This window comes from Undibacterium umbellatum, from assembly GCF_014284125.1.
Classification (GTDB): domain Bacteria; phylum Pseudomonadota; class Gammaproteobacteria; order Burkholderiales; family Burkholderiaceae_D; genus Undibacterium; species Undibacterium umbellatum.
In genome coordinates this window covers 873,654-885,559 of record NZ_JACOFX010000001.1, presented here as the reverse complement: position 1 = coordinate 885,559, position 11,906 = coordinate 873,654, and the positions used below count along the sequence as shown (strand labels likewise).

Genomic DNA, 11,906 nt, shown 5'->3' with positions numbered 1-11,906 from the left:
CTGGCACTTTTCATCTGTCTTCGCATCGTCCCTTGACTGTCGCAGCATTCGGCACGTCTTCTTGTGTAACTGATCGACGAGGCAGATCAATCGTGAACACACAGCCTTGTCCGGGCTGGCTTTCCACAGTCAGTAATCCGTCGTTCGCTTCGACACTGCGTCGTGCGATGGATAGCCCAAGTCCCAGGCCGCTTTTGTTGGTGCCGCTCTGTGTGAAAGGTAGGAAAATTCCCTGCGTATCTTCCATGCTCATTCCAGGTCCACTGTCTTTGACATTGATACGTATGCGGTCATCTTTGGTTCCAACGCTAAGCGTGACCACGCCTCCTTTGCCACTAAATTTGAATGCATTTTGTAGAAGATTGCCAAGCGCAGAGAACAACAGGTCCTTGTCGGCATCAACCATTAGTATGGCCGGAGTTTGTTCAACGTGAAAGTTACACTTGAGCAGTTCAGCTTCAAGTGAAAAGGAATATTGCACTTCTCCAATAAAATTTGCAAGATTGAAAACTGCACGGCGCAGTATCATGCCAGGCCCTATTCGAACTTCAGCGAGAGAACGGTCAATCAGGCCGCGTAGTCCCACCATGCTGCGATCCAGCACACCTCCTGTGGAACCATTCAGACCAACATTGCCAGACTTGATCGCCGCTATTGCCAGCATTGCGGTGTGCAAGTAATTGCGAAGCTCATGTGCAAAAAATCCTAAACGTTCGTTCGCCTCCAAGGCCTGTTCATCGGCAATCACCAAGTCTCGGTGTTCACTAAAGCCTGTCACAGCGTCGGCGATACCGTTGTCAAGGCAACGATTAAGTGTGCGGAACTCATGGAGTTCAAATTTTTCGTTGAGATCGATCGACAGATCTGATACGGCCTGACAAAGATCGCCGTAATGATGAACTACTTCATTGATCGAGTAACCCAGTGCCAAGAGATCAGCCCCATGAATTGCAGCAGTTACGCCAAGTTCTGGTTGTTGATCAGCTTCGCCTAGTGATGAACCTGATATGGCCAGTGCTTCACCTGTGGTTCCCCGGTGTTCAGCCTCTAGCGTGCGTATCAGTTGATTCAGGAACATGGGAATGCCTTGCTCCAGCTGTTGCTTGTTCGGCGATCTGCCTGATCGAGCTAAAACTTTTTCGCGGCATCTACGCTCAAGCTCTGCGCGATGGGCGATCAAAAATCGTGCATCATGGTAGGCCTCGTGTGTATCCCATGCCTGTCAATTGAAGGTCTACGGCGATATGCCGATATGGGGAGTTACGTCAATAAAGCCAGACGCATGCCATGATAGTGGAGTCTGATACTGAACAAATCTGTGCGCTAGAGCACATTCATCTCGACTGGAGCAGGCAGGTACAGAATCTTCCGAGTCTCAAATGCTGGGCGGAGTGAGGTCATCGCGCAAGCTGTTCAATTTAACTCGAGAAATACATGGTTCGCAAATGCCGACTGCGCTCTTCCATTTTTTTCAAATGGATGTTTTGCTTTGCGGGGGTCAAATTTTTGGGTTCCTGTGTACGACTCATATCCGTTGCCGTAATGCTTGGAGTAATCCTCTGTTCGTGGCGTGCAGCAAGGTTTATATTTCTTGTTGAAAAATGAAAACTGAAAAAATCACTCATGATGACTCCTCTGAAAATAGTCTGATTGTTTACTTTCTCGACCACAACGGCGCAGGAAGTACAGATGACTTGTCAGAGCTACGCCGCGATAGCCCTGCCATGATAGTGACATTTCCAGATGTAGAATGCAGGATAACAGCGACTTGATTTGTAGGAAAAATCTTACCACGCACTGATATTCAATTTACCAGGAATTTCAGGTTGACCTGGCCTTGTTTAAGTTGAAATTGTCTCCATATTTTGTGCCGAGCAATCTATGCTTCCAGCATGGAATATCTCCACTGGTAACACCGCATGTGACCTACCGTACAGATTTGGTCGATTATTTTTCTTAATCTATCATGTTCGTTCAGCACGGGACTTAGTCAGGCGGGGCGAATGGGGCGAATACTAATTCAGCTTGGTCTTGTCCCACTTGTGATCTTGCCATGCTCTACTGGTGAGGACAATTTTTTGTCCAGATAGGTAATTATGCTAAATCCGTTTCCCGCTACTGCACTCCACACTGCCATCGCCAATGACGCTGCAGATAAAAGGTGTACTGGCTTGCGCATTCTGGTTGTTGAAGATAATCAGGATTTGTTGGAAATGCTTTGCGACATGCTGGCGATGATAGGGCACATCCCCACCGCAGCAGCGAGTGGGGCGCAGGCCTTGGAGTTGCTTCAGCAGCAACGATACCAAGTGCTGCTAACAGATATCAATTTACCTAACATGTCCGGCATCGCTCTTGGGAAACAAGCGATACTCGAGGCACCAGACATGCACATCATCATTTCATCAGGTCATGGTGCTCATATTCATTCTTACGTCAATTTTCCTTGCCATATGTTACCCAAGCCTTATGAGCTGAGCCAGATACAACAGCTATTAGACGGATTCTCAGCCTAACCGAAAATGGAAAAGCGTTTTTATTGTGTTGTTTGAATATGCAGGGGACAGTAAGAAGGATATAACTCTGACAAGCGTATGATGAAGTAAATTCAATGTTGTTCGAGTTTGCAGGAAACGAAATACTTGAGGGGTTCCTTCTATCCGTGCCGCCTTGAATGTAAAAAACTGATGTCAACTGTGGGAATAAATGTTGGTGTGTGTAACTAGGTACGGTGTTCTTTGATACTATTTATCCTTCTAGCAGTCTGTCCGACTTAAAAAACTGAAGCGCGATTCGAGGCCCACCTTAGACGAAAAGCAAATTGCAAAGTCGTTGCAGGCATTTAAATGCGGAAATTGCGCTCAAATTTTAAGCACGACACCAAAATTTTTTTTTGTACCCATAGCCCACAATTGGACGGGCTATGTGGTCCACCGCAATCAACTTAGCGTTAAGGAGATCTATGTACCAAGGTAGTTGTCTTTGTGGCGCAGTGACATTGGAAGTACACGGCGCGATAGACGCTATTATTCATTGTCACTGTTCAAAGTGCAGGAAAAGTAGCGGAACCGCATATGCGACCAATGGTTTTGTCAGCACCAGCGATATGCTGATAAAAACCGGGCAGGAATCTATTCATCATTACGAAACAGCGCCGGGTAAAAAGCGACATTTTTGCAAAGTATGTGCTTCCCCCATTTTTAGCAGCAATGAACATGCTCCTGAAAAATTGCGCTTAAGGTTGGGTATTCTGGACTCTGCGATAATTGAAAGGCCAATTTCTCATAACTTTGTCTCATCCAGAGCAAGCTGGGATGATCTGGATGCAAATTTACCGCGATATGATGGCCATGAACCAAGCCGCAATCAATAGTTGAACGCAGCCAGAGGACACTTACCCGAGTGACATCGCAGCAAGAGGTTTGTCAAGTTCTTGGTCGCTTAGCAACTGGGCTACCAGGCAGCATGCTCAGAACGCAGGACGCACAGCACTCAGATTCTCTGCTTTGCGCAAGCCGGCATTTTCCATTTTCAGGGTCGCTATCGGCACTATGATAGCATTCTGCCTTGTCCCACCCTTGTAAGCTCAGCAACTGTTGCTTCATGGGTGGAACCCAATTGTTTTCTCAAATACTGTCGAGCAATGCATCACATTTGCTTTGATGAAGTTGTTTTGAGACACATCTTCATGAGATATATAAATTGGTTGATCAATTTCTTAAAATGAATAAAGGCAGAATAATGAAGATTCAAAAGCATTTATTGGCAGTCGTGATGTTTGCAAGCGCAAGCGCCTATGCAGGTGATGTATCGATCAACATGCCAGGTATTAGCGTGAACACGAACCAGAATACTGGGGCCAATACGAATGTCAACGTCAAAGCCCCAGGTGTCAGCGTGGGCGCTGTAAGCGGCAAGCAGGCTGCGTCTGCAGACGGCCTGCGGATGAATGGTAACGACATGAGCAAAAGCACGCAGTGCAATGGCCAGCCTGTGTACATACAGGGCAATGGCAATCAGATTAACCTGAGTGGAACTTGCCCGCAAGTGAAGGTGAATGGTAACGATAACCAGATCACAGTGGCACAACTCGGAAAGGTGCAAGTGGTAGGTAATGATAATCAGGTCAAATGGGCGCAGGCGCTGAATGGCCAAGAGCCGCAAGTGCAGACTTCTGGCAATGATAACACGGTCAGCAGGCGCTAGTTTTCAGGTGCAACAAAGGGGCGCGCCCCTTTGTGATTGGTACGACTTGTTCCATATTCACTTACTTTATGGACAAGCGCAGGGAAAGTGATTACATTAAACAAAAGGTGCCAGCCTTTACGAAGCGAGTTTTGTTGTATCAGGAATAAACCACTAAACTGGGGGAGTATTCATGTCTGATAATGCCAAGAAATTCCGTTTGATTACACGTAGTGACTTTGACGGGCTGGTTTGTGCAGTCTTGCTCAAGCACCTGAATTTGATTGATGACATACTCTTTGTGCATCCAAAAGATATGCAGGATGGCAAGATTGTTGTCACTGAAAATGATATCAGCACTAATTTGCCCTATGTAGATGGCCTACATATGGCGTTTGACCATCACTTGTCAGAAACCTTGCGTAATGCTGATGGTGGGACCAGAAAAAACCATGTCATCATGCCAGACGCACCGTCAGCCGCGCGGGTGGTGTATGACTATTATGGTGGACTGAAAGTTTTCCCGGCGTCCTGGGACAGCATGATGGCAGCGGTCGATAAGGGTGATTCTGCGCAATTCAATCGCCAGGAAGTCTTGCATCCGCAAGACTGGGATTTGCTGAACTTCCTGATGGATGCGCGTACCGGCCTGGGGCGTTTCCGCGATTTCAGGATATCAAATTACAATCTGATGATGGAATTGATAGACCTGTGCAAGACGCAGAGCATCACAGAAATAATGCAAAACCCCGATGTGAAGGAAAGGGTGGACCTGTACTTTGAGCATGAAGATAAGTGCAAGGAGCAGATACTTCGCTGTGCGACCGTGCATAAAAACCTGGTGGTGCTTGATCTGCGCAAAGAGGAAACCATTTTTGCCGGTAACCGCTTCCTGATCTATGCACTATTCCCCGAGACCAATATTTCCATCCACGTGCTTTGGGGTTTGAAAAATCAGAATACCGTGTTTGCCACTGGCAAGTCGATTTTGAACCGTAGTTCGAAAACCAATATTGGCCCAATGATGCTGGAGTTTGGCGGCGGTGGTCATGAAAATGCGGGTACTTGCCAGGTTGCCAATGACCAGGCTGAACAGGTTCTGGCGACTCTGATCAGCCGTATCAACAAGGATGGCTGATAAGCTGAAGCGCCTGCGCGGCTGATTCAGAACTGGATTTGTATTCCCTTGGGCAGGAATTTTGCATACCTGTTCAAGGAACTGATGATATCGCTTGCTGCGATGCTGTAGTGCAAGTCTTCTGCTGTTTCGCCGGTTTTTTTTGCGCCAAAGCGTTCATGGAATTTCCAGACGGATTCATTGGCTTTTCTCACATCAAAATGCGCGCGCTGGAAGCCCAAAGCCAGCGCATAGTGGTAAACCATCAAAGCCGATTCTATCGAGCTGCTGCTGGCTGAGCCTGCTTGTATTATCCATGAACCCCAACAAAATGAGTCTGCTTGCTGGTCATACAGGCGCACAGTACCTATGTTCTCTCCCTCCATATTCTGGATGATGAAGTAGATTTGCTTGTCATCGCGGGCATATTTTTCCAGCCACTGTTCTTGTGGCTTTACGTTGGCTGAGGTACTGGAAATAAACCTGGATTTTTGTTCATCAGTACGCAAGGCGACGATGTAACTTGCATCTGCTACAGTGGCATTGCGCATGGACAGTTTGTGGCCAAAAATTTTTTTTGCTTTAAGATATGCTGGCCCTACTGCCTGGTCCCGTTGTGCCAGGCGCTGAGCTATGCCTGCCTCCAGGGCGCTGGTCTGTATCTGGGCGGCAATGCCGGATTGATCTGCTGTGGGAGGTGTAACTGCTGACATGGTGGTTCATCTATTGTTTTCACAATAGAGAATTTTACTGTGCCGCGTGCCTGGCGTACAGGCAAACGGCACGGCATTCACTTATTTGACGACAGGTACGGCATTCACTGTGATGCTTTTGTAATAGATGTGGCTGCTTGATTCAAATCCGGAATCCAAGCCAAACAAGAGCCACAGGCTGCCATCTGCCTCGGTCCTGACCTTCAAAGGAGTTTGATTGCTGAGTTTTTTCTCCATATAGGGCGCTTTGCCACAATCTGTGCTGGCATTGCCTATGGTGCCTAGCACCGTGGCATACTTGCCCGGCCCAGCCTGGTTGCCCCGGTCTATGTTCATGATAAAGTCATCTCCCTTTTGTATCGTCAATGGTTCCGTGGGGGAGACTCCGCCGAATAGCCAGACACTTTCACCAGGCGAACCACCCACACCATAGCAACCAGTAGCGACATTGCTGACTACAGTGGTTTGAAAGCTCAACGCATATTCGGTATTGGGGGCGAAGCCCGCGTACTTTTTCTTGATATAGATAAATAAATCATCGCTGCGGTTGGTGCCATAAGTGTATAAACCTTTGCCGCTAAATGGCAGTGGCAGGTTGCGGTATTCCGTGACTATATCGGTCGGCTTGGTCTGGCTGGTAAAGTCAGATGTGCCAAAAATCCAGCCCGCCGGTTCTGTGCTGAAGTCTATGTTGACCTGCGCAGGCAAGGGCTGGGGAATATAATCACTGCTGCCTCCGCAGGCACTCAGCACAGTCGCAGCAATGGTTGCAAAAGTTGCAAAAAATAGATGTCTGGGCAAATTCATGGGAAAAACCTAAAGATGCGACATGGCTTAAACTAGTAAGATAGCGATCTTGCAAGTTTAAGATGTCATCAGTTAATAAGGGCTTGATAGGGACAGAGAATAGCGCCGTCAGAAAAGGAAAACGTTCTCAAAATGTAGAGTATTTGTCTCAAATTTGTAGATCGTGACAGATGAGGCTGGCTTGCCGGGAAATTGTCTGAAAATTGTAAGTCACGCAAGCAGAGCGGGCTTTTTGCGTAAAATCGCGGCCTGTTCGACTACAATGCGGGCAAAAAGGAGGAAGTATGTTTCGTGTAATGCTGGTGGAAGATGATGCAAAACTCGCAGCACTGGTCGCCGAATACCTGAGTGAATATGAATTTACGATAGATATCGTCAGCCGTGGCGATGTGGCACTGAGCCATTTTCAGCAAACTTCGCCAGATATTGTGGTGCTGGATCTGATGTTGCCAGGCATGGATGGCATGGTGGTTTGTCGCCAGTTGCGGGCCATCAGCGCCGTGCCGATTTTGATTTTGACTGCACGTGAAGATGCCTTTGATGAAGTCTCTGGTCTCGAACAAGGTGCCGATGATTATGTCAACAAACCTGTCCAGCCCAGGATATTGCTGGCGCGTTTGCGCGCTTTGCTGAGGCGCGTCAAGGACGAGCCTGTTGATGAAAATGCTGATCTGATATTTGGCGCTTTTCGCCTGTGCCGTGGTGACCGCACCGTGTTCTGGCGCGATGAACCGGTTGCTTTGAATAGTGCAGAATACAAATTGCTGCTGGTACTGGCTGATGCAGCAGGGAAGGTCTTGTCGCGCAATGATATTCTGATACAGATGCGCGGCATAGAATTTGATGGGTTAGACCGCAGCATCGACAATAAAATATCCCGCTTGCGGCGCAAATTTGATGACTCTCATGCCGATAAAATCAAGACAGTCTGGGGAGAGGGCTATCTGTTCAGCCCGTCTGCCTGGGACTAGCAAATGAATCGCCTGTTCCTGCGTTTTTTTGCCTTGGTGATGCTGTCCATTAGCGTTGCCACGCTGGCGATTTACGCTTCCATCACACTGTTTTTTGGTGACCCACTGGATGAAGTTGCGCAGCAACAGGCATCAGGACAAATTTTATTATTGACGGAATATGTCGATCAGGCCGGGCCTGATGAATGGCTGACTCGCCTCAACAAGATCAGAGAAATCACCCACGCGAGACTGGAACTGATACCCCTGCAGTCTGCGCAAGCCAAAGTGGTGGCAGCAAAACAGGCGCAACTCATGCGCGGTGAAGTCGTCATAGATGTCGCAGGCAAGTCTTTTTACCGTCGTGTCGATTTGAAGGGCGAACGATATATCGGCAGTGATGAAGAAGTCATCCACGCCCAGGAATTACCCATCAATGTCGCCCCCGTATTAAAAACCGAAGCGCTGCGCTACATCATCGTTGCATTGTGCCTGCTGATCCCGATTGCGATCTGGTCCAGCACGCACTGGCGCGGTTTGCAGGCCCTGGAAAAAGTTGCCGATGAATTTGGTGCCGGTCATTTGAAAGTCAGGGCACAGACCAGTGAGCGCGACAGCATCTACCCACTGGCGCAGCGCATGAACCAGATGGCGACGCGCATAGAAGCTTTGCTGGAGGCGCAAAAAAATCTTTTGCATTCGGTATCGCATGAGTTGCGCACGCCCATCGCCAGGCTGGAGTTTGCTTTGGAACTATTGAGAAATGCAGCAAAAAATCCGCAACTTGAACCGCGCATGCAAGCCATGGAAGCGGATGTCGCTGAACTGAATGCGCTGGTCAGTGAATTGCTGGATTTGGGTAAGCTGGATCAGCTGGATCATGACGCCAAGCACAACTGCAGTGAAATTGAATTGAGCGACAGCCTTAAGAATTGCGTGGCGGGCTTGCAGCATGTGCTGGCCGAGCATCAACTGGTGATGGATTTGGCAACCGATCTTGGCAGCTTGCGGGCAGACCAGCGCTTGCTGATGCGGGCTGTCAGCAATCTTTTGCGCAATGCTGCCAAGTACACCAGTGGCCGTATCTGGCTGGTCGCAAAAAGAACAGACAGTACGGTGGAAATTGTGCTGGAAGATGATGGCCCAGGGATACCCGCAGCCGAGAGAGAGCGCATCTTTGAGGCTTTTTACAGGTTGGACCGTAGCCGCGATCGCAACACAGGGGGTTTTGGCCTGGGCCTGGCGATTACCAGAAAAGCAATTGCGGCACATGGCGGGCAAATTGTCGTGCAAGAAGGGCAATTTGGTGGTGCCAGATTCATCATTTCCTTACCGCTGCAAGCGCCCTAAGTCCCAGACTTACAAATTGATGACATTTGCCAGACAAGTTGGGGAAGACTTGCTGTCTCGCGCTCTCTATCATTCTTAGTACATTAGGACTTACGCAAAACCGTCCCAAAGCCTTGCAACTCCTGGTCGTACTCTTCGTATTGTCTTCGTCGCTGCTTGTGCATTTTTGTGTTATCAGGAAACCAAAATCGTGACCTATCATTCAGACATCGTGCGGAAAAAATTTCTGGACAAAGTGTATCAGCCGCTGCGCCACTGGTTTTTGAATGATGTGGAAAGGATCGTGGTGACTACGCCCAATTACTTGCCCGGTAGCCCGCTCCTGAATCAATTTCCCGATAAAACTGAAGCGGTCACCTATGGTCTGGACAAGGATATTTATCCTCAGCCAGCTAGCGAGTTGCTGGCAAAATGGCGCGAGCGTTTCACCGGGCGATTCTTTTTGTTTGTGGGTGTGTTGCGTTATTACAAAGGTTTGCATATTTTGCTGGAAGCTGTGGCAGATACTGATATGTCGGTTGTCATCGTGGGCGACGGACCTGAAGCGGCCGCCCTGAAGCAACAAGCAAGTGACTTGCAAATGGGGAATGTCCATTTTCTGGGAGCTTTGCCAGAAGCGGATAAAGTAGCCTTGCTTAGTCTTTGTTATGGTGTAGTGTTTCCATCGCATTTGCGTTCAGAGGCTTTTGGTATTTCGCTATTGGAAGCAGCGATGTATGCAAAACCCATGATCTCCAGCGAGATAGAGATAGGCAGTACTTATGTCAATATTGCCGATGAGACTGGTCTTGTGGTGCCACCAGAAGACGTATTTGCCTTGCGTGCCGCCATGAACCGTTTATGGGATAAGCCGGGATTGGCAGCGCAGATGGGCAATTTTGCGCAAAAACGTTGCCAAACGATATTCACTGCCGAAATGATGGCGAAAAATTATGTGCGCCTGTATGTAGATGTGATTTCAGGAAATACGAAAGAGCCTTGAGCATGAGTATTGACGTTGCGAAAATAGAAAGAGCTGTCTATGATGCGGATTTCTCACGCCTTTGTACCTGTGGCGCCGGTTCGCTTTTTTGATGATATCGGCGATAGGCTGGGTATATACACGACTACAATTGATCAGCATGAAATCTATTCTCTTCGCATCCCTTTTTTGTGTCGCCCGTCTTGCCTGTGCCCAGACCCCGGCATCAAGCATCATGCCGGACGGTAGTTCCGATATGTATGTCGGCCTCGGTGTGCTCTCTGAACCAAGTTGTGAGGTAGGCGGCGAGCAAACTACACGGATCATGCCTAATGTGCAAATGCAATGGAGCAATGGTGTTTTTTTACGTAATACCAATCTTGGCATGCATTTGAGTCCATCCAGTGACTATGAAGTTGGCCCTCTGCTTTCTTATCAACGGGGATGCAGTGCATCAGCTGCACGCAAACTGGCAGGCTATGGCGATGTGGATGGCAGTTTTCAGCTTGGCGGTTTTTTTAACTTCCGTCCACTGGCTAACCTGAGGGTAGGTACCAAATTGTTGCTCGGGACAGGGGCAGGAAAAAAAACCACTTACCTGAATATAGAAGGACGGAGTTATTACAAACTGGCTTCCCATCATGGGCTCGTGTTGTCATCCGGTGTAACGTGGAGCAGGCGCTATTTCGATTCTGCCAACTCGCGATTTGACCCAAACCTGGCTGATGGCTCCCATGTATCAGTTGCTGGGCCAGGAAATATTATGACAGGTTCAGGTAGTGAGGGATTTACCTGGAAATCGACTAAACCCGTATTCAACAAGAATGCCAATGTCAGAAATATTTATCTGGGTTTGAACTGGAACTGGGACTTGAGTTCGTCCTGGATAGTTACTTCGCATGTGACGGCAACACACCAGTTTGATATTGACAAGGATAGCTTGTGGTTGGGTAAGCGAAATTATGTCACGGTGTATTCCGGTTTGGCATATCGATTTTAATTTTATAAAAGCATGATCATTAAGTACGCCTCCATTTTTGTCCTGATGCAGTTTGTTTCCATGCAGGCCTTTGCGCAAACCAATAGCGCAACGCCTGGCACGAAGCAAGCGGCGGCACAGGTATCTGAAAGCCAGGCGGATGCTGAATGGATAAGCTACCGGAATGCGTATCGCCTGATGATACAGTTTGAGAAGTACGGCAAGTCAAAACATCTCATTCAAAGTCATTTTCAGGTTTTCAATAAGGCAACCACCCCTTTGCCGGACAATTTGCAATTAAATCTTGTCAGCAAGAGCATGCGCCTTAACCTGCCTTTGGATGCGCTTGGCCGTGCCAGTTTTCCTTTGCTGAAATCAGCTTATGATGAAAATGCAGAGTTGGTCTTGAACCAGGCATCAGGACAACTCAATTTCCAAAGCAGGATATCGATAGTGGCCAGGGCCGACGGTGTGTATGAAGTTGCCGATTTGCGCCTGGCATGTGAGCAGGCATTGACGTATTTGAAAAGTGTAGGTGACATCAAAGCAGATGCTAAATCCTGCGTAGGGGTCAGATTTTCTTATGCAAAAAATCTGTTGCAGTCGGGGATAAAATTCAGGGGAGCAGACATGCAAATGCATGCGCTGGCTTTGCAAGAGAATAGTGCTTTTCCTGATGAGAGCAACAAGGCTTATAAAACCGCAAGCCTGCGCTTTGCAGATGTGACAGAAAAAAGTCAAGTGCTGGTGCAACTTCCCCCTATTGCTATAGCCCCACTGTTTGAATGAGTTCTAGCAATCATATGCAAGTAATTGCTGCAGTCCCATTCAATATTGCTGCTTC

13 protein-coding genes are annotated in these 11,906 nt (G+C 48.1%); 9 read left to right on the top strand and 4 right to left on the bottom strand.

Features of this window, described 5'->3' with window-relative positions; all coding sequences use genetic code 11:
* Window positions 1-10: 10 nt before the first annotated feature.
* Both H8L47_RS04165 and H8L47_RS04160 read right to left on the bottom strand, forming a co-directional pair.
* Complete coding sequence (locus H8L47_RS04165; RefSeq protein WP_230413567.1) at window positions 11-1,078, bottom strand: sensor histidine kinase; 1,068 nt, start codon at window positions 1,076-1,078, stop codon at window positions 11-13.
* Window positions 1,079-1,418: 340 nt separating this feature from the next.
* Window positions 1,419-1,625 (bottom strand): hypothetical protein, encoded by a 207-nt coding sequence (locus H8L47_RS04160; protein ID WP_186951920.1) that lies wholly within the window; start codon window positions 1,623-1,625, stop codon window positions 1,419-1,421.
* Between the two features lie 471 nt (window positions 1,626-2,096).
* Between H8L47_RS04160 and H8L47_RS04155 the strand changes: the two genes are divergently transcribed.
* The 4 genes from H8L47_RS04155 (at window position 2,097) to H8L47_RS04140 (ending at window position 5,323) form a co-directional block, all read left to right on the top strand.
* The gene (locus H8L47_RS04155; protein WP_186951919.1) at window positions 2,097-2,516 is read left to right on the top strand and encodes a response regulator; all 420 of its coding nucleotides are present in this window, start codon (window positions 2,097-2,099) and stop codon (window positions 2,514-2,516) included.
* Window positions 2,517-2,962: 446 nt separating this feature from the next.
* Window positions 2,963-3,373, top strand: a complete 411-nt coding sequence (locus H8L47_RS04150; RefSeq protein WP_186951918.1) for a GFA family protein — start codon at window positions 2,963-2,965, stop codon at window positions 3,371-3,373.
* A gap of 368 nt (window positions 3,374-3,741) precedes the next feature.
* Window positions 3,742-4,206: a DUF3060 domain-containing protein gene (locus H8L47_RS04145; RefSeq protein ID WP_186951917.1), complete on the top strand. Its 465-nt coding sequence runs from the start codon at window positions 3,742-3,744 to the stop codon at window positions 4,204-4,206.
* A 172-nt stretch (window positions 4,207-4,378) separates the two neighbouring features.
* A complete protein-coding gene (locus H8L47_RS04140; RefSeq protein ID WP_186951916.1) occupies window positions 4,379-5,323 on the top strand; it encodes an exopolyphosphatase in 945 nt (314 codons plus the stop codon).
* Between the two features lie 26 nt (window positions 5,324-5,349).
* On the opposite strand, the gene H8L47_RS04135 is transcribed toward H8L47_RS04140, so the two are convergent.
* Both H8L47_RS04135 and H8L47_RS04130 read right to left on the bottom strand, forming a co-directional pair.
* Window positions 5,350-6,015, bottom strand: coding sequence for a GNAT family N-acetyltransferase (locus H8L47_RS04135; protein WP_186951915.1), 666 nt, complete (start codon window positions 6,013-6,015; stop codon window positions 5,350-5,352).
* Window positions 6,016-6,096: 81 nt separating this feature from the next.
* Window positions 6,097-6,822 carry a hypothetical protein gene (locus H8L47_RS04130; protein ID WP_186951914.1) on the bottom strand — a complete coding sequence of 242 codons (726 nt, stop codon included), beginning with the start codon at window positions 6,820-6,822 and terminating at the stop codon, window positions 6,097-6,099.
* A 284-nt stretch (window positions 6,823-7,106) separates the two neighbouring features.
* Here H8L47_RS04130 and H8L47_RS04125 point away from each other — a divergent pair, with 284 nt between their 5' ends.
* From H8L47_RS04125 to H8L47_RS04105, 5 genes are all read left to right on the top strand, one after another.
* Complete coding sequence (locus H8L47_RS04125) at window positions 7,107-7,793, top strand: response regulator transcription factor (protein WP_230413566.1); 687 nt, start codon at window positions 7,107-7,109, stop codon at window positions 7,791-7,793.
* Window positions 7,794-7,796: 3 nt separating this feature from the next.
* Window positions 7,797-9,122, top strand: a complete 1,326-nt coding sequence (locus H8L47_RS04120; protein WP_186951913.1) for an ATP-binding protein — start codon at window positions 7,797-7,799, stop codon at window positions 9,120-9,122.
* A gap of 190 nt (window positions 9,123-9,312) precedes the next feature.
* A complete protein-coding gene (locus H8L47_RS30195) occupies window positions 9,313-10,104 on the top strand; it encodes a glycosyltransferase (RefSeq protein ID WP_329605429.1) in 792 nt (263 codons plus the stop codon).
* Window positions 10,105-10,243: 139 nt separating this feature from the next.
* On the top strand, window positions 10,244-11,083 hold the full coding sequence (locus H8L47_RS04110) for a MipA/OmpV family protein (RefSeq protein ID WP_186951912.1): 840 nt from the start codon (window positions 10,244-10,246) through the stop codon (window positions 11,081-11,083).
* 12 nt (window positions 11,084-11,095) lie between these two features.
* Window positions 11,096-11,851 (top strand): hypothetical protein, encoded by a 756-nt coding sequence (locus H8L47_RS04105; RefSeq protein WP_186951911.1) that lies wholly within the window; start codon window positions 11,096-11,098, stop codon window positions 11,849-11,851.
* The last annotated feature ends 55 nt before the right edge of the window (window positions 11,852-11,906 follow it).

Coding starts and splice junctions, on each gene's coding strand:
- H8L47_RS04165 (WP_230413567.1), bottom strand. CDS start 1,078: ATGTTCCTGAATCAACTGATACGCACGCTAGAGGCTGAACACCGGGGA.
- H8L47_RS04160 (WP_186951920.1), bottom strand. CDS start 1,625: ATGAGTGATTTTTTCAGTTTTCATTTTTCAACAAGAAATATAAACCTT.
- H8L47_RS04155 (WP_186951919.1), top strand. CDS start 2,097: ATGCTAAATCCGTTTCCCGCTACTGCACTCCACACTGCCATCGCCAAT.
- H8L47_RS04150 (WP_186951918.1), top strand. CDS start 2,963: ATGTACCAAGGTAGTTGTCTTTGTGGCGCAGTGACATTGGAAGTACAC.
- H8L47_RS04145 (WP_186951917.1), top strand. CDS start 3,742: ATGAAGATTCAAAAGCATTTATTGGCAGTCGTGATGTTTGCAAGCGCA.
- H8L47_RS04140 (WP_186951916.1), top strand. CDS start 4,379: ATGTCTGATAATGCCAAGAAATTCCGTTTGATTACACGTAGTGACTTT.
- H8L47_RS04135 (WP_186951915.1), bottom strand. CDS start 6,015: ATGTCAGCAGTTACACCTCCCACAGCAGATCAATCCGGCATTGCCGCC.
- H8L47_RS04130 (WP_186951914.1), bottom strand. CDS start 6,822: ATGAATTTGCCCAGACATCTATTTTTTGCAACTTTTGCAACCATTGCT.
- H8L47_RS04125 (WP_230413566.1), top strand. CDS start 7,107: ATGTTTCGTGTAATGCTGGTGGAAGATGATGCAAAACTCGCAGCACTG.
- H8L47_RS04120 (WP_186951913.1), top strand. CDS start 7,797: ATGAATCGCCTGTTCCTGCGTTTTTTTGCCTTGGTGATGCTGTCCATT.
- H8L47_RS04110 (WP_186951912.1), top strand. CDS start 10,244: ATGAAATCTATTCTCTTCGCATCCCTTTTTTGTGTCGCCCGTCTTGCC.
- H8L47_RS04105 (WP_186951911.1), top strand. CDS start 11,096: ATGATCATTAAGTACGCCTCCATTTTTGTCCTGATGCAGTTTGTTTCC.